We start from the raw sequence: 21,658 nt of genomic DNA, 5'->3' as shown, positions 1-21,658 counted from the left end.
GCCGCGTGACTGACGGGATCGGCGAGCTCGCCGGCAGGCTGCCCGCCGGCTTCCGCTTCGGCACCAGCACGGCGGCGTACCAGATCGAGGGGGCGGTGACCGAGGACGGCCGTGGCCCGTCGATCTGGGACACCTTCTGCGCCGAGCCGGGCCGGGTGATCGACGGCTCGAGCGGCGCGGTCGCGTGCGACCACTACCACCGCGTCGACGAGGACGTCGCCCTGATGGCCGGCCTCGGCACCACGGGCTACCGGTTCTCCATCGCCTGGCCGCGGATCGTGCCGTCCGGGTCGGGGCGCGTGAACCCGGCCGGTCTCGACTTCTACGACCAGCTCGTCGACGGCCTGCTCTCCGCCGGACAGGCGCCGATGGCGACGCTCTACCACTGGGACCTGCCCCAGCCGCTCGAGGACGCCGGCGGCTGGCTCTCGCGGGACACCGTCGAGCGCTTCGGTGAGTACGCCGAGGTGGTGGCCGCGCGGCTCGGCGACCGGGTCGCCGACTGGGTGCCCGTCAACGAGCCGAACGTCGCCGGCCTGATGGGGTACGGCGTCGGCCTGCTCGCCCCGGGGCGCGCGCTGCTGTTCGACGCGCAGCTCGTGACCCACCACCTGCTGCTGGCCCACGGCCGCGCGGTCGAGGTGCTGCGGGCCTCCGGCGTCGCTGGTCGGATCGGGTGCGCCAACAACCACGCACCGATCTGGCCGGCCTCCGACGACGACGCCGACGTGGGCGCCGCCAAGCTGTTCGACGCCCTCTGGAACGGCCAGTACGTCGAGCCCATGCTGATGGGCCGCTACCCGGCCGACATCGCGATGCTGATGGAGGAGTTCCCCGGCCTGGTGCGCGACGGAGACCTCGCCGCGATCCGGCAGCCGCTCGACTTCTACGGGATCAACTACTACAACCCGATGCGGATCGGGGCGGCCGGCGAGGACGCCGACCTGCCCTTCGACTTCCGCGATGTCGTCGGCTACCCGGTGACGGACTTCGGCTGGCCGGTCGTGCCCGACGCGCTGCGCGAGCTGCTGATCACCCTGCGGGCGCGCTACCGGGCGGTGCTGCCACCGGTCGTGATCACCGAGTCGGGGTGCTCCTACGCGGTCGGGCCGGATGCCTCGGGGGTCGTGGACGACCAGGAGCGGATCGCGTACCACGCGGGCCACCTGCGGGCGGTCGCCGAGGCGAACGAGCGCGGTGCCGACGTCCGCGGCTACTACTGCTGGTCGCTGCTCGACAACTTCGAGTGGGCCGACGGCTACACCCAGCGGTTCGGTCTGGTGTGGGTGGACTTCGCGACCCAGCAGCGGATCCCGAAGGCCAGCTACCGCTGGTTCGCGGAGCTGATCGCGGCGCACCGGGCGGCGGTCACCTCCGCAGCGCGACCGCCGTCCGGCGCACCACCTCGGTGAGCCGCTCGGGGCTGGTCGCCAGGTTCACCCGGACGTGACCGGTCAGCCCCGGGTGGTAGTCGTGGCCCGCGGCCAGGCGGACCCGGCCCCGCTCCAGCGCGACCGCCGCGGGGTCGTCGTGGCCGTACGCGCGCAGGTCCACCCACGCGAGGTACGTCGCCTCCAGCGGCCGCATCCGCGCTTCCGGGAGGTGCTCGGCCAGCAGGCATGCGAAGAGGTCGCGCTGCTCGCCGAGCCGGTGCACCAGGGAGGCCAGCCAGAAGTCGCCGTCGGTGTACGCCGCGATCGCCGCGACCACGCCCAGCGGTGACCACGAGTCGTTGCGGACCATCGGCAGCCCACGGACCAGGTCGCGGGTGGTGTCGTCGCCGACGACGAGCTGCGCGCAGCGCAGGCCGGCCACGTTGAACGCCTTCGACGCGGCCACGACCGCGACCGCGTGGTCGGCGGTGCCGTCGATCGACAGGTACGGGATGTGCCGCGGCGACCCCGGCAGCACCAGCGGCGCGTGGATCTCGTCGGCCACCACGCGGGCGTCGTACCGGACGACGAGGTCGCGCACGGCCTCGAGCTCGGCGCGGGTGAACACCCGGCCCCACGGGTTGTGCGGGTTGGTGAGCAGCACCGTCCGGGCGCCCGCGGCCAGGTGCTTCTCCAGCGCGCCCAGGTCGATCTCGGCGCGCGCGGCGTCCGGGCCGACGACGAGGTCCCAGCGCTCGCGGCCGGTCACGCCACCGACGTCGAGAAGCGGCGGGTAGCCGGGCAGCGTCATGACCACCGGCGCGTCCGCCGACAGCGCGTCCAGCGCGAGCCGCACCCCCGCGGTGACGTCGACGGTCGGGATCACCCAGGACGGGTCGACGTGGTGGCCGAAGTGGCGGGCCGCGAAGCCGGCGTACGCCTCACCGAGGGGGCCACCCACCGGGAAGTCCGGGTACCCGGTCAGCCCCGCCGCCACCGCCTCCTGCAGCGCCGCCGCGATCGGGGGCGCGAGCGCGAAGTCCATCTCCGCCACCCAGGCCGGCAGCACGTCCGGCTCGACCATCCCCCACTTGCACGGCAGGGCCCGCCGCGCCTCCTCGTCGGTCAGGTCGCGCAGCATGCGGCGAGCCTAGTTGGCGTCGTACCTGATCGTTTGGCCCATTTTCGATGGGAAATGGGGCCAAACGATCAGGTACGACGGGCCCCTCACAGCCCCGCGGCCACCTCGGTGCCCTGCTTGATCGCGCGCTTGGCGTCCAGCTCGGCCGCGACGTCGGCGCCGCCGATGACGGTGCGGCCCTCGCGCACCAGGGTCCGCACCGACTCCTGGCCGGCGCAGATGACGACGTGGTCGACGTCGAGGACCTGCTGCGACACCGAGCCGTCGGCCGCAGTGACGGTGAGGTGCAGGCCGGCGTCGTCGATCAGGTCGTACGTCGCCCCGCTGATCTGGTGCACGCCGTCCTGCTTGAGGTGGGCCAGGTGCGCCCAGCCGGAGGTCTTGCCGAGGTCCTTGCCGATCCGCGACGTCTTGCGCTGGAGCAGCCACACCTCGCGCGCGGGGTTGCGCGGCTTGGCCGCCCCGAGCCCGCCCTGGTCGATGAGCGGGTCGCCCACGCCCCAGTGCGCCTTCCACTCCTCGAGGGTCTCCTCCTCGTGGGTGAGGAAGACCGCCATGTCGACGCCGATGCCGCCCGCGCCGATCACCGCGACGCGACGACCCGGGACGACGCGGCCGTCGAGGACGTCGGCGTACGAGACGGCCTTGGGGTGGTCGATGCCCGGGATCCGCGGGATGCGGGGCACCACGCCGGTCGCCACGACCACCTCGTCGAAGCCGGCCAGCGCGGCGTCGTCCGCCTCCGTGTCCAGGCGTACGTCGACGCCGAGCACCTCGAGCCGACGCGCGTAGTAGCGCACGGTGTCGCGGAAGTCCTCCTTGCCGGGGACCTGCATGGCGAGCCGGAACTGTCCGCCGATCTCCGTGCCCTTCTCGAACAGGGTGACGTCCAGTCCCCGCTCGGCCGCCGACACCGCGGCCGACAGGCCGGCCGGCCCGGCACCCACGACGGCGACCGACTTCTTCACCCGGGTCGGGGCGAGCACCAGCGTGGTCTCGCGGCCGGCCCGCGGGTTGACCAGGCAGGACACCTTCTTGTTGACGAAGGCGTGGTCCAGGCAGGCCTGGTTGCAGGCGATGCAGATGTTGATCTCGTCGGCGCGCCCCGCGGCAGCCTTGGCCACCAGTTCCGGGTCGGCCAGGAACGGCCGCGCCATCGACACCGCGTCGGCAGCACCCGACGCGATGATCTCCTCCGCCAGCTCCGGGGTGTTGATCCGGTTGGACGCGATGACCGGCACGGACACGTGCGGCTTGAGCGCCGCGGTCGAGTCGACCCAGGCGCCCCGCGGCACCTGGGTGATGATCGTCGGCACCCGGGACTCGTGCCAGCCGATGCCGGTGTTGAAGACGTCGACGCCGGCCTTCTCGAGCTCCTGCGCGAGCGTGACGATGTCCTCCCAGCGCTGCCCGCCCTCGACCAGGTCGAGCAGCGAGATCCGGTACTGGATGACGAAGTCGTCGCCCACCCGCTCACGGGCCCGGCGCACGATCTCGAGGGGGAAGCGCATCCGCTTCTCCGGCGTACCGCCCCAGGCGTCGGTGCGCCTGTTGACCCGCTCGGCGAGGAACTGGTTGATGCCATAGCCCTCGGACCCCATGATCTCGACGCCGTCGTAGCCGGCCTTCTCGGCCAGCCAGGCCGAGCGCGCGAACGCGTCGACGGTCCGCTCGATCTCCCGCGCCGACATCGCCTTGGGCTTGAACGGGTTGATCGGCGCCTGGATCGCGGAGGCCGAGGCGTTGAACGGGTTGTAGCCGTAGCGGCCGGCGTGCAGCAGCTGCAGGAAGATCCGGCCGTCGTGGCGGTGGACGGCGTCGGTCACGGCCCGGTGCCGCATGGCGTGCAGCCGGGTCGACATCTCCGAGCCGAACGGCTTCAGCCAGCCGCGCTTGTTGGGGGAGAAGCCGCCGGTGATGATCAGCCCGACGCCGCCGCGAGCGCGCTCCTCGTAGAACGCGGCGAGCTTCGCGACGTCCCACGGGTGGTCGTCGAAGCCGGTGTGCATCGAGCCCATCACCACGCGGTTGCGCAGCTCGAGGTTGCGGACGCGCAGCGGCGCGAGCAGGTGCGGGTACGACGAGGTCGTCGTGGCGGTCATCGGTTCTCCCAGGTGTCCAGGTATTCGGTGAGCCACGCGATCTGCCCCTCCTCGAGGAGGAGCCCGCCACGCAGCACGAGGTATTGATCGAGCTCGAGCCCGTCCAGGCCGGCCGGCCCGTCGGGGTAGTCCCGCTTCATCAGGGACGTGTAGACGTCCAGGCGCACCCGGTGGTCCGCGACCAGGTCGCGCACCGAGGCGAGCACGGCCGCCCGGTCGCCGAACGACGCGCCGCGCAGCTTGACGGCGAGCTCGCTGCGCACCGCCTGCTCCTTGGTGGGGGCCGCCAGCCAGTCGGCCAGCTCGGCGCGGCCGGCCGCGGTGACGGCGTACACCTTCTTGTCGGGCTTGCCCTGCTGCACGACGATGTCGACCGACACCCAGCCGTCGGCCTCCATCCGGCCCAGCACCCGGTAGATCTGCTGGTGGGTGGCGGACCAGAAGTAGCCGATCGAGCGCTCGAAGCGGCGGGACAGCTCCAGGCCTGAGGACGGGCGCTCGCGCAATGCGACGAGCAGCGCGTGTTCCAGGGCCATGTCCTCACTGTGGCAGAGCTATGCAACTCGTTGCAAGGTGACCTGTCCCACGACGGTGGCGCTAGGTTCGCCCCATGCGCGCTGCCCAGGTCCTCGCCACCACCGGTCCCGCCGACGTCGTCGTCCGGGAGGTGCCCGAGCCGACCCCGCAGTCGCACGAGCTGCTCATCGATGTGCACAGCGTCGGCGTCTCCTTCCCCGACCTGCTGCTGAGCAAGGGGGAGTACCAGCTCAAGCCGGAGCCGCCCTTCACCCTCGGCGTCGACATCGCCGGCACCGTCGTCTCCGGGCCCGGCTTCGCGCCCGGCCAGCGCGTCTGCGCCGTCGGTCCGTACGGCGGTGCCGCGGAGCGGGTCGCGATGCCGGCGGACATGGTCTTCGCGCTGCCCGACGAGCTCAGCTTCGAGGAGGGCGCGGCCATCCCGATGAACTACCTGACCGCGCTGTTCGCCCTCGACGAGCGCGGTGGCCTGAAGGAGGGCGACACGGTTCTCGTCAACGGCGCGGCCGGCGGTGTCGGCAGCGCCGCGTTGCAGGTCGCGCGCGGCATGGGCGTGCGCACGATCGCCCTGGTCAGCACGCCGGAGAAGGCGGAGTTCGCGAAGGCGGCCGGCGCCGACGAGACGGTGCTGGTCGAGGGCTTCCGCGACGCCGTCGCCGAGCTGACGGGCAGGCGCGGCGTCGACGCCGTGCTCGACGTCGTCGGTGGCAGCCTCTTCACCGACTCGCTGCGCTCGCTCGCGCCGCAGGGACGCCTGCTCGTCGTCGGGTTCGCCGCCGGGGAAGGGATCCCGGAGGTCAAGGTCAACCGGCTGCTGCTCAACAACATCGATGTCCGCGGCGTCGGCTGGGGCGCCTACGCCTTCATGACGCCCGGCTACCTGCAGAAGCAGTGGTCGCAGCTGGTGCCGATGATCGAGGACGGCGTCATCAAGCCGCCGATCGGCCGGACCTTCCCGCTGGACGGGTTCAGCGACGCGCTGCTCGAGATGGACGCACGCGGCACGCTCGGCAAGTCCGTGGTCCGCGTGCGCGACTGACGATCAGTGGCGGCCGAAGTCCTGGGTCCACCACACCGTGCCGTAGTCGTCCACCCGTACGCCGACCCCCAGGTCGCGCAGCCGGCAGTCGAGGATGTTGCGCCGGTGCTCGGGGCTGTTCATCCAGGCCGTCATCACCGCTGAGGGCGAGGCGTAGCCGACCGCGATGTTCTCGGCGAGCTGGGTCCACGGGTGGTACCCGACGCGTAGGATCCGGGCGACGAGACCGAGCTCGCTCGCGAGCAGGTGGGAGAGGATGTCGGTGGCCGACATCAGGTTGGTGTGCTGCTGGGCCGAGCGCCGCAGCTGGTTCTGCCAGTGCAGCGCGACGCACCCGTGGCGTGCGCGCTGACGGTTCGTGAGGGTCAGCACGCGTCGGCCGTACGCCGCCGTGTCGATCGTGCGGGCCATGGCCACCGATCGGGGAGCGGCGGCGTCGGCGGCGGGGGAGTGGATCGATCCGGGGAGCACGCCGACGATGAGCGCGGCGGTGACCGCGGCCATTGTCCGTCGTACGTGGGTCATGACGTGCACTTCGACGCAAGCCGGCCGGACCTGAGCGTCGGCTGACCGATCGGGACCACCCCGGGACCCCGTCCCGCCCGGTCCCGGTCTACCTCGCGTGCCCTACATTCGAGGAGTGAGCATCCTCGATGACGCCCGTCCGGGCATGGACACCACCATCCGTCCGCAGGACGACCTGTTCGGCCACGTGAACGGCACCTGGCTCGCGGAGACCGAGATCCCCTCGGACCGCTCGAGCTGGGGACCCTTCGTGGAGCTCGCCGACCGGGCCGAGGAGCAGGTGAAGGCGATCATCACCGACCTCGCGAGCACCGGCGGCGACAGCGCGGACGCGCGCAAGATCGCGGACCTGTTCAACTCCTTCATGGACACCGACCGGATCGAGGCGGCGGGCACCGCTCCCGCGCAGCCGCTCGTCGACGCGGTGCAGGGGCTGCGCGACGTACGCGACCTGGCGGCGTACCTCGGCGAGTTCGAGCGGGTCGGTGGCCACGGCCTGTTCGGTTCGTACGTCGACACCGACGACCGCCAGTCCGACCGCTACCTGTTCCACCTCGGCCAGGGCGGGCTGGGCCTGCCGGACGAGTCCTACTACCGCGACGACAAGTTCGCCGAGATCCGCACCGCCTACGTGGCCTACCTCGAGAAGCTGCTGACCCTCGGCGGGCACGCTGACCCGGCCGGCGCCGCGCAGCGGATCCTCGAGCTCGACACGCTGCTCGCCAAGGGGCACTGGGAGCGCGCCGAGACCCGTGACGTGCAGAAGACCTACAACCTCAAGACGCTGGCCGAGCTGCACGAGCTCTGCCCGAGCTTCGACTGGCACGCGTACATCACCAACCTGGGCGGCTCCGAGGCGACCATCGCCGAGGTCTGCGTGCGCCAACCCAGCTACTTCGAGCACCTCTCGAAGGTCCTCGACGAGGTACCGCTGGACACCTGGAAGGACTGGCTGACCTCGCACGTGTGGCGGCACGCGGCGGCGTACCTCACCGACGACTTCGTGCAGACCAACTTCGACTTCTACGGCCGCACCCTCAACGGCACCCCCGAGCTGCGGGCGCGCTGGAAGCGGGCCGTGTCCTTCGTCGAGGGCGCCATGGGCGAGGCCGTCGGCAAGGAGTACGTCGCCCGGCACTTCCCGCCGACCAGCAAGCAGATGATGGACGAGCTGGTGGCCAACCTGCTCGCGGCGTACCGGGCCTCCATCGAGAAGCTCGACTGGATGACGGACGCCACCAAGGAGAAGGCCTACGAGAAGCTCGCGACCTTCCGGCCGAAGATCGGCTACCCCGAGAAGTTCCGCGACTACTCGTCCTTGACGGTGACCCCCGACGACCTGTTCGCGAACGTCCAGGCGGCCGCGTCCTTCGAGACCGCGCGCCACCTCGCGAAGATCGGCAGCCCGGTCGACCGCGACGAGTGGTTCATGCTCCCCCAGACCGTGAACGCCTACTACAACCCGGGCACCAACGAGATCTGCTTCCCGGCGGGCATCCTCCAGAAGCCGTTCTTCAGCCCGGACGCCCACCCGGCCGAGAACTACGGCGGCATCGGCGCGGTGATCGGCCACGAGATCGGCCACGGCTTCGACGACCAGGGCGCGCAGTACGACGGCGACGGCAACCTCAACGACTGGTGGACGCCGGAGGACAAGGCCGCCTTCGAGGTCAAGAGCAAGGCGCTGGTCGAGCAGTACAACGGCTTCTCCCCCCGCAACCTGCCCGGCGAGCACGTCAACGGCGCGCTCACCGTCGGCGAGAACATCGGTGACCTCGGCGGGCTCACGATCGGGCTGAAGGCCTACAGGATCTCCCAGGGCGGCGACGCGTCGGTCGAGGACCAGGAGCGGGTGTTCCTCAACTGGGCCTACGTCTGGCGCACCAAGCGTCGTGAGGAGCAGGAGCGGCAGTACCTCACCATCGACCCGCACAGCCCGCCGGAGTTCCGCGCCAACATCGTGCGCAACCTCGACGAGTTCCACGAGGTCTTCGCGACGTCGGCGGGCGACGGGCTGTGGCTCGACCCGGAGGAGCGCGTCCGGATCTGGTGAGGTGTGGCCCGCGCCCGTGCAGGAGAGGATGGGCGCGTGAGCAAGGGGAGCTGGGACGTCTACGAGACGCCCGACGGCGGTGCGCGTCCCGAGGACCGCGCCGCCGCGGGTGATCCGCTGCCGAGCGCGATCCAGGAGGTCGGCTCGCGCGGCATCGTGCGGATCCGACGGAGGACGCTCGTCGTGCTGGGGGTGGTGCTGGCCGCGGTCGCGGCCACGCCGCTGGTGCTGCTCGCGCACCACGACCCGCGGTCCGCGCAGTCCGCACAGGCTGAGCCGGTCATCGCGTTCGCCCCGACCCTCGGGCAGGCCAGGTTCGACGCGTTCGTGAAGGCCCTGCGCAAACGGGTCGGCAGCACCCGCGTCTCGTCCTTCTCCGCCTACCAGTCGGACTACTCGGTGGTGGTGCCGCCGGCGCACCCGGGCGAGCCTGCGCAGAGCTACTACTTCTACGGCGACAGCGGCCTGCGCAGCGGCGGCGATGCGAGCTCCTACGTCCTCGGGAAGACCTTCGACCTCGCCGCTCTCGACGTGGTCGCGCTGGAGAAGCTCTACGAGCGGGCCTGGCACGACGCGGGAGGGAAGGTCACGAACACCTCGCTGACCGTCACGCCGCCCGCGGAGTCCGACGACCACTGGGTGACGATCTACATCGACCACCCCGGGGACAGCTTCTACGCGGTCGACGGGAACCTTGACGGCGGCTATGTGTCCGGCGAGCTCATTGACTGAACCGCCCGACCCATGACATCCGGCACTTGTCCGCCGGCGGGGCGCGCGGTGTCATGGAGGCATGTCCGAGCCCACCTACGAGGTCTACCGGCCGACCCGCCACCCGGTCCCCGAGCCGGGGCGCGAGCCGGATCGACCGGCGTACGACGAACGGCGGCAGCCGGCCTGCGCACAGCGGCGCGGGATCCCCGCACCGCTCGTCCCGGGCGCGGTCTGCACGGTGATCTGGCTGATGAGCGGCGGCGGCTACTTCTGGCCGATGTGGGTCTTCCTGCCGGTGGTCATCGCGATGCTGCGTGGGGGAGGTCGCCGCTGGTGGTGAGGTTGTCGGGAGCGGTTGGTAGACAGGGCGCATGACCGCACTCACGACCGATGTCCGGGGCCGCGCCGAGGAGCACCTGCGGGCGCTGGTCGGCAACCCCGAGGCCCGGTTGTACGACGACCAGTGGGCCGCCATCGCCGCCCTGGTCGTCGACCGGGCGCGCGCCCTCGTGGTCCAGCGCACCGGGTGGGGCAAGTCGGCGGTCTACTTCGTGGCGACGCTGCTGTTGCGGGAGGCGGGCTCCGGCCCGACCGTGATCATCTCTCCATTGCTGGCCCTGATGCGCAACCAGATCGCGGCCGCCGAGCGGGCCGGTATCCGCGCCGTGACGGTCAACTCCACGAACATGGAGGAGTGGGACCGGGTCCACGCCGACATCGCGGCGGGCGCGGTCGACGTGCTGCTCGTCAGCCCCGAGCGGCTCAACAACCCCGGGTTCCGCGACGAGGTGCTGCCCCGGCTGGCCGCGACCTGCGGCCTGCTCGTCATCGACGAGGCGCACTGCATCTCCGACTGGGGCCACGACTTCCGCCCCGACTACCGCCGCATCCGCACCCTGCTCGGCGAGCTCCCCGACGGCATCCCGGTGCTGGCCACGACGGCGACCGCCAACCAGCGGGTCACCGACGACGTAGGTGCCCAGCTCGGCGCCGACACCCTGGTGCTGCGCGGCTCCCTCGACCGGGAGTCCCTGCAGCTCGGGGTGGTGCGGCTGCCCACCGCCGAGCAGCGCCTCGCCTGGCTCGCCGACCACCTCGCCGAGCAGCCCGGCAGCGGCATCGTCTACTGCCTGACCGTCGCGCAGACCCAGGAGGTCGCCGACTACCTCCGCTCGCGCGGCCACGAGGTGGCCGCCTACTCCGGGCAGACCGAGCAGACCGAGCGCCTCGCCCTCGAGCAGGCACTCGTCGACGGGCGGATCAAGGCCCTGGTCGCCACGAGCGCGCTCGGCATGGGCTTCGACGCGGCCCTTGGCTTCGTGGTGAACCTGGGAGCCCCCAGCAGCCCGGTCGCCTACTACCAGCAGGTCGGCCGCGCGGGGCGTGGAGCGGTGGACCGGGCGTCCGTCGTACTCCTGCCGGCGGTGGAGGACCGCGACATCTGGGCCTACTTCGCGTCGCTGGCGTTCCCGCGCGAGGAGCTGGTGCGCGAGACGCTGGCCGTCCTGGCCGAGGAGGGGCGCCCGATGAGCACCGCCGCGCTCGAGCCGCGCGTCGACCTGTCGCGCACCCGGCTGGAGACGATGCTCAAGGTGCTCGACGTGGACGGAGCCGTCCGCCGCGTGCGTGGCGGGTGGGAGTCGACCGGCCAGGGCTGGGAGTACGACGCGGAGCGCTACGCGCGGGTTGCCCAGGCCCGCGAGGCCGAGCAGCGGGCGATGCTCGACTACCTGGCCAGCGGCGAGTGCCGGATGGCCTACCTGCGGCGGCAGCTCGACGACCCGGAGCTCGTCCCATTGACCGAGCGCGTCTCCGACACCGTCGGCGGAGGCACAGATCCGCTGTCCGGCCCGGACGGGATTCCGCCGACGGCGTCTCCCGCCACGCTGCCGGTCGTGGCCGATCCGTCCTGGACCTGCGGGCGCTGCGACAACTGCGGCGGCCTGACCCTTTCCGCCGACGTGTCCGAGGCCGCGGTCAGCGAGGCCGCCGACCGGATCGCCCGCCCCGGCGTACCCATCGAGCCGCGGAAGCTGTGGCCCACCGGCCTGTCCGCGATCGGGGTGCCGCTGTCGGGCAGGATCGCGCCGCCGCTCGAGGAGGGCCGTGCGATCGCGCGGCTCACGGACCTCGGACACGGAGGGTCGCTGCGCGCGCTCTTCGCCGGCGACGACGGGCCGGTGCCGGACCACCTCGCCCGCGCGATGGTGACGATGCTGCACGACTGGCGCCCCCAGGTGGACGCCATCGTCGTGGTGGAGTCCGAGCGGCGACCGCAGCTGGTCGCCGACCTGGCCTCCGGGCTCTCCCGGTTCCTGCAGGTGCCGGTGGTCGGCAGGTTCGCGATCGTCGATCCCGAGGTCCCCCCGGAGAAGGGCGCCACGAACTCCGCCCAGCGCGTCGCCGCGGTCCGCCGCCGCAGCGCGCTGCGGCTCGACCAGGGAGCGTCCGTGTCCGGCCGCCGGGTGCTGCTCGTCGACGACCGGATCGGCACCGGCTGGACGCTCACGATCGCCGGCGCCGAGCTGCACCAGTCGGGCGCCGACGCGGTCCTCCCCTTGGTGCTCGCCGTCTCAGGCTGACATCCACAGGATCGGCCTGTCCCGCACCTAGGCTCGGAACCATGAACGACGCTGCGAGCTCGGACGACGCCACGGACGCGAAGCCGGAGGCCGACAAGGCCGCCGAGCAGGGGGCGCCCCAGCCGCCGGAGGGTGCGTTCGACCCGGATCCGGCGGACGAGCCGGCTGAGGACCCGACGCCGACCGCTGCCGTGCCGCGGGTGCAGGTGGGCGACGACGGCGACGGCGGCGGGTTCGGTACGCCGATCGACACCGACTTCCCGACCGCACCGACTAAGGGCGGTCTCACCGCCGCCCTCGTCTCGGTCGGTGCCGGTCTGCTCGGTGCGGGCGTGGTGATCGCGGCCGGCCACGGGCGGCACGGGTCGCCCAGCACGATCCACTGGTCGACGTACGGCGTCGGCCTCGCCGCCACCGCCGTTCTCCTCGGCCTCGCCCTCTTCGGCGCGATCGGGGTCGGCCGCAAGGCCGGTGGTCAGGCGCGGGGCGACCTCGTGACCTGGCCCGGCGTCGTCGGCATCCTCGCCACCGCGCCGATGATCGGGGTCGGGGTCGGCCCGGACCACGACGGGAAGTGGGAGGCCTACCTCGTGGGTGGGGTGATCGCCTGCCTCGCCGCGATCGGCTACGTGATCGCCCGTCGTCCGGCGTTCGTGGTCGTCGCGATCGCGGGCCTCGGCGTGCTCTACGGCCAGGTCTTCTCCGACACGGTGAGCGACTCGTTCAAGCACGACAACCGGATCGTCGTCTTCGCGATCGCCCTCACGGTGTTCGTCGCGGCCGTCACCGTGCTGGGCTGGTTCCTGCCCAGTCGTGCGATCAGTGGTGTCGCGGTCGGGGTGCTCGGCCTGGTCGGGCTCGTCGGCAGCATGGGTGCCCTGTTCGCTGAGCGGAAGATCGCCGGCGTGCTCGGCTCGTTCGGCGGGATGTTCCCGGGCTTCGGATCGGCCTCGTCGGGCTCGGGTGCCTATTCCTCGTCGATGTCGTTCGCGCCCAGCTCCAACCCGGCGGACTACTCCGGCGACGTCGCGTGGATCCTCGCCATGGTCGCCGCCCTCACCCTGCTCTGGGCGCTGGCCGCCCTGGTCTCCGACCACTCCGGGTTCAAGGTGCTCGCGGTGGCGCTGCCCGCGATCGCGGTCCCGATCGGCACGGCCGTCCTCGCCGTCCGGCACCCCGCGATCTGGGAGGGTGCGCTGGGCGGTGCCGGCGCGCTGCTGGTGCTGGCGGCCTTCTTCGTGTCGCGCCGCAAGGCACGTGCTGTCGGTACGTCCGGCTAACTTCCTCTGAGTGAGCTTCGTGCCCCTGGTCGGACCGGCGACCTTCCGCCCGGCCGACCCGCCGCGCGACAGCACGATCGAGTTCACCGGTGCCGAGCGCCGGGTGGAGCTGCCCGTCCGGGCCGCGCTCCCGGCGCTGAGCCGGTCGCGTCAGGACCCGACGACCCACCCCAGCGTGGCGCTGCTCGCGGCCTCCGCGCTGCTGGCGACCCGCCTGGTGGGCGCGGGCCGGATCGCCCCGGAGGACGGTGCCTGGCGGGTCGACGGCCTCGACGAGCGCGAGCGGGAGAGCATCGACCTGCTGGCGCGCGCTCGGACGTACGACGACGTCGACGCCGCCTCCGCGCTCGGGATCGTCGAGGGCATGGTCGCCGCGGTCGCCGATGCGCTGCCGCGTGCGGCGCCGGTGCGCCTGGCCCGCCCGGCCGGTGCGGTCCACGCAGCCCCCGACACCGGGTTCGCGCAGCGGGTCCAGGAGCGGGTCGCCGCCCGGGCGAGCGCTCGGCGCGGCCTCGAGCTGCCCGAGCTCGTGCGGATCTCGCTGCGGGTGGAGGCGGACGAGGAGGAGCTGGCGGCGGGCGGCGTACGCCTCGTGCTGCAGGTGCACGACGAGCAGGAGCCGCTGCACGTGTGCGACGCCGCGCTGCTCTTCGCGGACGTGCCGGCCGGCGACCTGCCCGAGCACGGCTTCGGCCCCCGCGCGCGCATCCACGCCGGCATCGCGCTGCGGGGGGCCGCGGAGGTGTGGCCGGTGCTCGACCGGTTCCTCGCCCTGGCGGTGCCCGACGAGATCGCGCTCGACGGTGCTGAGGTGTCCTCGCTGCTCGAGCACGTCGGCGCGCTGCGCGATGCGCAGGTCGACGTGCACTGGCCGCGGGCGCTGGGCCGCGACCTGACGACCCGAGCGGTGCTGGACCAGAGGGTCACGCCGCGCGACAACGAGCTGCCGCTGCAGGACAGCATGTTCGGCGAGGGAGCCCTGTTCGAGTTCTCCTGGCAGGTGGCACTGCACGGCGACCCGCTCACCGACGCCGAGCTCGCGGAGCTGGCGCTCGCTGCCACCCCGATCCTCAAGCTGCGCGGCGCGTGGACCGTCGTCGACCCGAGCACGGCGCTGCGGGCGCGCAAGCGGCTCATCCGCCGGGCGTCCGGTGCCGACGCGCTCGCGGCCGCCCTCACCGGCGTGGCCGAGGTGCCTGCAGGGCCTGGTGAGCAGCCGCTCGCGGAGCAGGTGATCGTGGGTGCCTCCCTGCTGCGGGTGCGCGAGGACCTGCTCGCTGCCGCCACCCGTGAGCCCCTGACGGCCCCTGCCGGCCTCGAGGCAGAGCTGCGCGACTACCAGCGCCACGGCCTGACCTGGCTCGCCGACCTCACCCGGCTCGGCCTCGGTGGCTGCCTCGCCGACGACATGGGCCTCGGGAAGACGATCACCCTGATCGCGCTGCACCTGCACCGGCTCGAGAGCGGCCTGTCCGGTGGTCGGCCGACGCTGGTGGTCTGCCCGGCCAGCCTGCTCGGCAACTGGCAGGCCGAGATCGAGCGGTTCGCGCCCGGCGTACCGGTGGTCCGGTTCCACGGCTCCGACCGGGAGCTTCCGGAGACCGGGTTCGTGCTGACGACGTACGGGACGCTCCGGCGCAGCGTCGACGCACTCGCGTCCGTGTCCTGGGACCTGGTGGTCGCCGATGAGGCGCAGCACGTGAAGAACTCGCGGACCGCGACGGCACGGGCGCTGCGCAAGCTGCCCGGCCGCGCGCGGGTCGCCCTCACCGGCACCCCCGTCGAGAACGACCTGGCCGAGCTCTGGTCGATCCTGGACTGGACCGTGCCGGGGCTGCTCGGCAGCCGGCTGGCCTTCCGGCGCCGGTGGGCGGCGCCGATCGAGAGCGGTGTCGACCCGATCGTGGCGCGGCAGTTCGCGGACCTGATCGGTCCCTTCTTGCTGCGGCGCCGCAAGAGCGACCCTGGCATCGCGCCCGAGCTGCCGCCGAAGACCGAGACCGAGCACCTGCTGGGGCTGACCCGCGAGCAGGTCGTGCTCTACGAGGCGTTCGTGAAGGACACGCTCGCGCGGATCGAGCTGTTGCCCGCCGACGACCCCGGCCGCCGCGGCCTGGTGCTCGCCCTGCTCACCGGCCTCAAGCAGATCTGCAACCACCCGGCGCAGTTCCTCAAGGAGTCCGGCGGCCGCGGACCCCGGCTGCGGGGGCGCTCGGAGAAGCTGGAGCTGCTCGACGAGCTGGTCGGCACGGTCCTCGCCGAGGGCGGTGCGGTCCTCGTCTTCACCCAGTACGTCGCGATGGCACGGCTGATCGAGCGGCACCTGGCCGCGGCCGGCGTACCCCACCAGCTGCTGCACGGGCAGACGCCGGTCCCGGAGCGTGAGGCGATGGTGCGCCGGTTCCAGGACGGCGAGGTGCCGGTGTTCCTGCTGTCGCTCAAGGCCGGAGGCACCGGGCTCAACCTCACCCACGCCGACCACGTCGTGCACTTCGACCGCTGGTGGAACCCGGCCGTCGAGGACCAGGCGACCGACCGGGCCTACCGGATCGGGCAGACCCAGCCGGTGCAGGTGCACAAGCTCGTGGTCCGCGGCACGATCGAGGAGCGGGTGGCCGAGCTGCTGCGGCGCAAGCGCTCGCTCGCCGACTCGGTGCTCGCCCGGGGCGAGGCGGCGCTCACCGAGCTCGGCAACGAGGAGCTGCGCGACCTGGTGACGCTGCAGGAGATCGCTCGGCGCGAGGCGTACCGAGCTGCCCTGGACGCCGACGAGTGAGGACGACGTACCCCCGCCAGCACCCGCCCGCCCGCGGCCTGCGGACGTGGTGGGGCAAGGCCTGGGGCAGGGCGGTCGAGGAGGCGGCGTACGCCGAGGGCGACCTGCGCCGCGGACGGGCCCGCGCCCGCAGCGGCGAGGTCGGCGGGATCAGCGTCGGACCCGGGTCGCTGCTCGCGGCGGTGCGCGAGGGCGACGATGCATGGACGGTGTCCGTCGAGGTGCCCGAGCTGGCCGCCGAGGACCGCCGCGCGCTCGTCGAGGTCGTCGCCGCCGAGTCCGGCCGGATCGCCGCCCTGCTCGCCGGCGATCTGCCGCACGACCTGGTCGAGCACGCCGAGGAGACCGGCGTCGAGCTGCTGCCGTACGGCGGCGAGCTCGCCTGCTCGTGCACCTGCCCCTACGTGCTCGACCCCTGCAGCCACGCCCTCGCCGTGCTGGTGCAGGTCGGCTGGCTGGTCGACGCCGACCCGCTGGTGCTGTTCGCGGTGCGCGGGCTCGACCGGGAGGCGCTGCTCGGCGAGCTGCACGCGCGGGTCTCGACAGGCTCGACCACCGGCGTGCTCACCGCGGCCGACCTGGCCGACGACGTCGAGGTCGCCGCCGACGCTGTCCTGCGCGCCCGGCGGCTCGCCGAGCTGCTCGAGCGGGGTGCCGAGATCCCCGACGGCCTGCTCTGACCTGCGTCGTACCTGATCTTTTGGCCCCTTTCACGCCGAAAAGGGGCCAAACGATCAGGTACGACGGAGCTACGAGCCAGCCAGGGCGGCGAGGGTGCCGGCGTACATCTGCCGCTTGATGGAGGCATAGGCGTCGCCGCGGAGGGGAGCCAGGGCGGTGGCGCGCTCGACGGCGGTGGCGAGGACCTCGTCCTCGGCGACGGCGACGTCGACGATGCCGGCGGCGACGGCCTCCGAGCCGCCGTACCGACGGCCCGTCGTCATCATCTCGTGGGCGGCGGCGGGGGTGAGTCGGGCCTGCACGATCGCGCCCATGCCGGGCGTGAAGCCCATGCCGAGGTGGACCTCGGGCAGGCAGACGAAGCCGCGGTCGGCGCGCATCACCCGCTGGTCGTGGGCGAAGGCCCAGAACATCCCGCCCGCGAAGCAGTGGCCCTGGAGCGCGGCCACCGAGGGGACCGGCGAGGAGAGCAGGCGGGCGATGAGCCCGTGGTAGGAGCGGAAGTACTCGTCGGCCCCCGGGGCGGTGAACCGCTCCGGCTCGAGGCCGTTGGAGTAGAACTTCCCGACCGCCGTGGTCACGATCGCCGCGGGGCCGGTCGTCGCCTCGGCCTCGTCGATCGCCGCCTCCAGTGCCGCGATCCGCTCGGGGTTGAAGCGGTGGTCGTCGTCCTCGCCGGCGTGGCCGAGGTCGAGCAGGAGCACGTCGCCCTCACGGGTCAGGTTCGCCATGTCTCCAACCCTACTCACTCCGCGGACCCGGTGAGGGCGAGGTCCCGCAGCTCGGCCTGGTAGGCCGCATAGCCGGCCCGCAGCTCACCGGCCGGCCAGTCCGCGGGCAGCAGCGCGGGTGGGAGCAGCGGGTCGGAGGTCAGGTGGCGCACGACCGCGGCGGCCGCGGCCAGTCGGGGTGCGGGCTTCCGGGTGCGCTCGAGCGCGCGGAGCAGGTGGCGCCCCTCCCGTGCCCAGGCGGGCAGGTCCCACAGCGCGCCGGCCAGGTCGACGGGGTCGTCGGGGGTCGAGCTGAAGGTGCGCAGGACCGGCTCGTCGGCGTACCCACGCGGCCGGCGGAGATTGGCCGGACGCGTCCAGACCCCCTCGCGCAGCTCGCCGAGGCGGTACGACGACAACAGCTCGCGCAGCGCCGCCCGGTCGGCCCCGGACCGGCCGGCCACCACGACGACCGCCATCTCCCAGGTGCCGTCCCACGGCGTCTCCGCGTCGTCGACGGCCTCGTCCTGCCGGCGCTGACGGCGGACCAGCCGCTCGCCGAGCACGTAGTCGCCGTCGACCCGCACCAGGTCGCCCGCCGCCACGGCGCGGGTCAGCGCGACCCGCATCGTCGAGGCCGGGATGCCGAAGTGGTCGCCGGCTCGGGTCAGCGCGGCGGGGCTCAGCCGATCCGGGTGGGAGCCGAGCAGCAGGCTCAGCACGACCGATCGGGCCGGGAGAGCGGGCGCTACAGATCTGGACACAGTTGTGAGCATAGTTGTAACGTCGCGGGCATGACAGATGCAGCGCCGTGGCGCCGCGATGCGTTCGAGGGCGCCGACTCGCCGTACGCCGGCCTGCCGGTCGACGACACGGCGGCGACGTACGCGACCCTCACCTACGAGGTCGACGGCCGGATCGCGCGGATCACCTTCAACCGCCCCGAGCACGGCAACGCGATCACCCTCGACACCCCCGGCGACCTCGCGCACGCCGTCGAGCGCGCGGACCTCGACCCGCGGGTGCACGTGATCGTCGTGAGCGGTCGCGGCAAGGGCTTCTGCGGCGGCTACGACCTCGGCGCGTTCGCCGAGCAGGCGATCCCGAACCACGACCCGGCCCAGCAGTGGGACCCGATGGTCGACTACGCGATGATGAGCCGCTTCACGAAGGGCTACGCGAGCCTGCTGCACGCCAACAAGCCCACGGTCGCCAAGATCCACGGCTTCTGCGTGGCCGGCGGCACCGACATCGCGCTGCACTGCGACCAGATCCTGATCGCCGCCGACGCGAAGATCGGCTACCCACCGACCCGGGTGTGGGGCGTGCCGAGCGCCGGGATGTGGGCGCACCGGCTCGGCGACCAGCGGGCCAAGCGGCTGCTGCTCACCGGTGACACGCTCTCCGGCCGGGAGGCGCTGGAGTGGGGCCTCGCGATCGAGGCGCCCGAGCCGGAGGACCTCGACGCCCGCACCGAGAACCTGCTCGCCCGCATTGCCGCCATGCCGATCAACCAGCTGATGATGGTCAAGCTGGCCCTCAACTCCGCGCTCCTGGCGCAGGGCGTGCAGAACAGCCAGATGATCAGCACCGTCTTCGACGGGATCTCACGCCACACCCGCGAGGGCTACGCGTTCGCCGCGCGCGCCGCCGAGGTGGGCTTCAAGCAGGCGGTGCAGGAGCGCGACGCGGCGCCGTACGACGACTTCGGACCCTCCACCAACAAGGGCTGACGAACAAGGGATGAACGAGATGAGCACGACGCACGAGGTCTTCAACCAGGTCCCGCCGCTGGTGGGTCACGACACCGCCGACGACCCGGTCCTGCTCGAGGGGGTCGAGCGCGAGGGCGCCGGCTGGGCGCTCGACGAGATCCACGAGCTGGGCCGGATGGCCGGCAGCGAGGAGTGGATCGACCGCGGCCGTTGGGCCGAGCGGGTCCCGCCGAAGCTGCACACGTTCTCGCGGACGGGGGAGCGGATCGACGAGGTGGAGTACGTGCCGGCGTACCACCAGCTGATGGAGGCCGCCGTGACCCACGGCGTGCACGCCGCACCCTGGGCCGACGACCGCCCCGGCGCGCACGTGGCGCGCGCGGCGAAGTTCGCGGTCTGGAACGTCGACGCGGGCCACGGCTGCCCCATCTCCATGACGTACGCCGTGGTGCCGGCCCTCCGCGCCAACGCCGAGCTCTCGGCACAGCTCGAGCCACTGCTGACGAACCGGGTCTACGACTTCGGCCTGCGCGACCCCGCGAACAAGCGCGGCCTCATCGCGGGCATGTCGATGACGGAGAAGCAGGGCGGTTCCGACGTACGCGCCAACACGACGACGGCGACGCCGCGACCCGACGGCACGTATGTGATCCGTGGTCACAAGTGGTTCACGTCCGCACCGATGAGCGACCTCTTCCTCACCCTCGCCCAGGCACCGGGCGGCCTCTCGTGCTTCCTGCTGCCGCGGGTGCTCCCGGGCGGCGACGCGAACCCGATCCGCTTCCAGCGGCTCAAGGACAAGATGGGCAACAAGTCCAACGCCTCCTCCGAGATCGAGTACGACGACGCGATCGGCTGGCTCGTCGGCGAGGAGGGGCGCGGCGTGAAGACCATCGTGGAGATGGTGAACATGACCCGTCTCGACTGCGTCATCGGCTCGACGGCGGGGATGCGGTCGGCGCTCGCGCAGGCCACGCACCACGCGCGGCACCGCTCGGCGTTCGGCAGGGCGCTGATCGACCAGCCGCTGATGCGCAACGTGCTGGCCGACCTGCAGGTCGAGTCGGAGGCGGCGATGACCGCGATGCTGCGGCTCGCGGGGGCCAACGACCGCGCGATCCGCGGTGACGCGGGGGAGGCGGCCGTCCGGCGCCTCGCCCTGGCCGCCACCAAGTACTACGTCTGCAAGCGTGCCCCCGTCGCCGCCGGCGAGGCGCTGGAGTGCCTCGGCGGCAACGGCTACACCGAGGACTTCGACCTCGCGCGCATCTACCGCGAGATGCCGCTGCTCTCGATCTGGGAGGGCTCCGGCAACGTCGCCGCGCTCGACGCGCTGCGGGCCATCGGTCGGGAGCCGGAGTCGCTGGACGCGTTCTTCGGCGAGGCCGAGCTCGCCGCCGGCCTCGACGTCCGGTACGACGACGCGCTGGCGAAGCTCAAGAAGGAGCTCACCTCCTTCGACGACATCGAGCTGCGGGCCCGCCGGATCGTCGAGCAGGTCGCGCTCGTGTTCATGGGTGGGCTGTTGCTGCGGCACGCGCCGTCGGCCGTCGCCGACGCGTTCTGCGCGACCCGCCTCGGCCGCGACTGGGGCGGCGCGCTGGGCACCCTGCCGGCCGGCCTGGACCTGGCCGCGATCCTCGAGCGCACGCCGGCCGGGCTCGGCGGATGAGCATCCACGTCGAGCGGCGCGGGCCAGTCACGATCGTCACGATCGACCGGCCCGACGTGCGCAACGCCGTCGACACCGCCCACGCCCAGGAGCTGTACGACGCCTTCCTGGCCTTCGACGCCGACCCGGACGCCGCGGTCGCGGTGCTGACCGGCGCCGGAGGCACGTTCTGCGCGGGGGCCGACCTGAAGGCGGTCAGCGCCGGCACGATGCGCGCCGACCCGCCCGGCACGGACGGCCCGGATCCGATGGGTCCCTCGCGGCTGCTGCTGTCGAAGCCGGTGGTCGCCGCGGTCGAGGGGTACGCCGTGGCCGGCGGCCTCGAGCTCGCCCTCTGGTGCGACCTGCGGGTGGCCGACCCCGCGTCGGTGTTCGGCGTCTTCTGCCGGCGCTGGGGCGTCCCGCTCATCGACGGCGGCACGGTTCGGCTGCCGCGCCTGATCGGTCAGTCGCACGCCCTCGACATGATCCTCACCGGCCGTCCGGTCGGGGCCGAGGAGGCGCTGCGGATGGGGCTGGCCAACCGGGTGAGCGCGCCGGGTGGGGCGGTGGCGGAGGCGGTGGCGCTGGCCGAGCAGCTCGCGGCCTTCCCGCAGACGTGCCTGCGCGAGGACCGGTTGTCGGCCTACGAGCAGCACGGCCTGCCCCTGGAGCGGGCCCTCGACGTCGAGTGGGTCCACGGTGGCCGCTCGCTGCTCGAGGCGATGGCGGGCGCGGCGCGGTTCCGCGACGGCGCGGGTCGGGGCGGCGCCTTCTAG

18 protein-coding genes are annotated in these 21,658 nt (G+C 72.7%); 12 read left to right on the top strand and 6 right to left on the bottom strand.

Annotation, left to right across the window (positions count from 1 at the left end; translation table 11 throughout):
- The first annotated feature begins 5 nt into the window (after positions 1-5).
- Positions 6-1,412 (top strand): GH1 family beta-glucosidase, encoded by a 1,407-nt coding sequence (locus ACYVAQ_RS05000; RefSeq protein WP_460787375.1) that lies wholly within the window; start codon positions 6-8, stop codon positions 1,410-1,412.
- On the opposite strand, the gene ACYVAQ_RS04995 is transcribed toward ACYVAQ_RS05000, so the two are convergent.
- From ACYVAQ_RS04995 to ACYVAQ_RS04985, 3 genes are all read right to left on the bottom strand, one after another.
- Positions 1,369-2,514 carry a MalY/PatB family protein gene (locus ACYVAQ_RS04995; protein WP_460787374.1) on the bottom strand — a complete coding sequence of 382 codons (1,146 nt, stop codon included), beginning with the start codon at positions 2,512-2,514 and terminating at the stop codon, positions 1,369-1,371. The genes ACYVAQ_RS05000 and ACYVAQ_RS04995 overlap by 44 nt on opposite strands.
- 86 nt (positions 2,515-2,600) lie before the next feature.
- Positions 2,601-4,616 carry an FAD-dependent oxidoreductase gene (locus tag ACYVAQ_RS04990; RefSeq protein ID WP_460787373.1) on the bottom strand — a complete coding sequence of 672 codons (2,016 nt, stop codon included), beginning with the start codon at positions 4,614-4,616 and terminating at the stop codon, positions 2,601-2,603.
- Complete coding sequence (locus ACYVAQ_RS04985; protein ID WP_460787372.1) at positions 4,613-5,152, bottom strand: PadR family transcriptional regulator; 540 nt, start codon at positions 5,150-5,152, stop codon at positions 4,613-4,615. Before ACYVAQ_RS04985 ends, ACYVAQ_RS04990 begins: the two co-directional genes overlap by 4 nt.
- Before the next feature lie 74 nt (positions 5,153-5,226).
- Here ACYVAQ_RS04985 and ACYVAQ_RS04980 point away from each other — a divergent pair, with 74 nt between their 5' ends.
- A complete protein-coding gene (locus ACYVAQ_RS04980; protein ID WP_460787371.1) occupies positions 5,227-6,192 on the top strand; it encodes an NADPH:quinone oxidoreductase family protein in 966 nt (321 codons plus the stop codon).
- 3 nt (positions 6,193-6,195) lie between these two features.
- Here ACYVAQ_RS04980 and ACYVAQ_RS04975 read toward each other — a convergent pair whose 3' ends face one another.
- Positions 6,196-6,717 (bottom strand): CAP domain-containing protein, encoded by a 522-nt coding sequence (locus ACYVAQ_RS04975; protein WP_460787369.1) that lies wholly within the window; start codon positions 6,715-6,717, stop codon positions 6,196-6,198.
- A 115-nt stretch (positions 6,718-6,832) separates the two neighbouring features.
- Between ACYVAQ_RS04975 and ACYVAQ_RS04970 the strand changes: the two genes are divergently transcribed.
- From ACYVAQ_RS04970 to ACYVAQ_RS04940, 7 genes are all read left to right on the top strand, one after another.
- Complete coding sequence (locus tag ACYVAQ_RS04970; protein ID WP_460787368.1) at positions 6,833-8,770, top strand: M13 family metallopeptidase; 1,938 nt, start codon at positions 6,833-6,835, stop codon at positions 8,768-8,770.
- A gap of 36 nt (positions 8,771-8,806) precedes the next feature.
- Positions 8,807-9,502 carry a hypothetical protein gene (locus ACYVAQ_RS04965; RefSeq protein ID WP_460787367.1) on the top strand — a complete coding sequence of 232 codons (696 nt, stop codon included), beginning with the start codon at positions 8,807-8,809 and terminating at the stop codon, positions 9,500-9,502.
- Between the two features lie 61 nt (positions 9,503-9,563).
- Entirely contained in the window at positions 9,564-9,824 is a 261-nt protein-coding gene (locus ACYVAQ_RS04960) for a hypothetical protein (RefSeq protein ID WP_460787366.1), read from the top strand.
- 31 nt (positions 9,825-9,855) lie between these two features.
- A complete protein-coding gene (locus ACYVAQ_RS04955) occupies positions 9,856-12,066 on the top strand; it encodes a DEAD/DEAH box helicase (protein ID WP_460787365.1) in 2,211 nt (736 codons plus the stop codon).
- A 41-nt stretch (positions 12,067-12,107) separates the two neighbouring features.
- On the top strand, positions 12,108-13,346 hold the full coding sequence (locus ACYVAQ_RS04950) for a hypothetical protein (protein ID WP_460787364.1): 1,239 nt from the start codon (positions 12,108-12,110) through the stop codon (positions 13,344-13,346).
- A 10-nt stretch (positions 13,347-13,356) separates the two neighbouring features.
- Positions 13,357-16,122 (top strand): DEAD/DEAH box helicase, encoded by a 2,766-nt coding sequence (locus ACYVAQ_RS04945; RefSeq protein WP_460787363.1) that lies wholly within the window; start codon positions 13,357-13,359, stop codon positions 16,120-16,122.
- Positions 16,119-16,802, top strand: coding sequence for an SWIM zinc finger family protein (locus ACYVAQ_RS04940; RefSeq protein WP_460787362.1), 684 nt, complete (start codon positions 16,119-16,121; stop codon positions 16,800-16,802). The genes ACYVAQ_RS04945 and ACYVAQ_RS04940 overlap by 4 nt, the downstream gene beginning before the upstream one ends.
- A 69-nt stretch (positions 16,803-16,871) precedes the next feature.
- Here the strand turns inward: ACYVAQ_RS04940 and ACYVAQ_RS04935 are convergent, their stop codons facing one another.
- On the bottom strand, positions 16,872-17,534 hold the full coding sequence (locus ACYVAQ_RS04935) for an enoyl-CoA hydratase-related protein (protein WP_460787361.1): 663 nt from the start codon (positions 17,532-17,534) through the stop codon (positions 16,872-16,874).
- 14 nt (positions 17,535-17,548) lie between these two features.
- Positions 17,549-18,277 (bottom strand): PaaX domain-containing protein, C- domain protein, encoded by a 729-nt coding sequence (locus tag ACYVAQ_RS04930; RefSeq protein WP_460787360.1) that lies wholly within the window; start codon positions 18,275-18,277, stop codon positions 17,549-17,551.
- Positions 18,278-18,307: 30 nt separating this feature from the next.
- Between ACYVAQ_RS04930 and ACYVAQ_RS04925 the strand changes: the two genes are divergently transcribed.
- The 3 genes from ACYVAQ_RS04925 to ACYVAQ_RS04915 are packed head-to-tail and all read left to right on the top strand — an operon-like array spanning position 18,308 to position 21,658.
- Complete coding sequence (locus tag ACYVAQ_RS04925) at positions 18,308-19,246, top strand: crotonase/enoyl-CoA hydratase family protein (protein WP_460787359.1); 939 nt, start codon at positions 18,308-18,310, stop codon at positions 19,244-19,246.
- A 19-nt stretch (positions 19,247-19,265) separates the two neighbouring features.
- A complete protein-coding gene (locus tag ACYVAQ_RS04920; protein ID WP_460787358.1) occupies positions 19,266-20,900 on the top strand; it encodes an acyl-CoA dehydrogenase family protein in 1,635 nt (544 codons plus the stop codon).
- Positions 20,897-21,658: a crotonase/enoyl-CoA hydratase family protein gene (locus tag ACYVAQ_RS04915; RefSeq protein WP_460787357.1), complete on the top strand. Its 762-nt coding sequence runs from the start codon at positions 20,897-20,899 to the stop codon at positions 21,656-21,658. Before ACYVAQ_RS04920 ends, ACYVAQ_RS04915 begins: the two co-directional genes overlap by 4 nt.

The organism is Nocardioides maradonensis, from assembly GCF_054777115.1.
The sequence above is the reverse complement of the archived record's forward strand: the minus strand, read 5'-3'. Positions and strand labels throughout refer to the sequence as shown.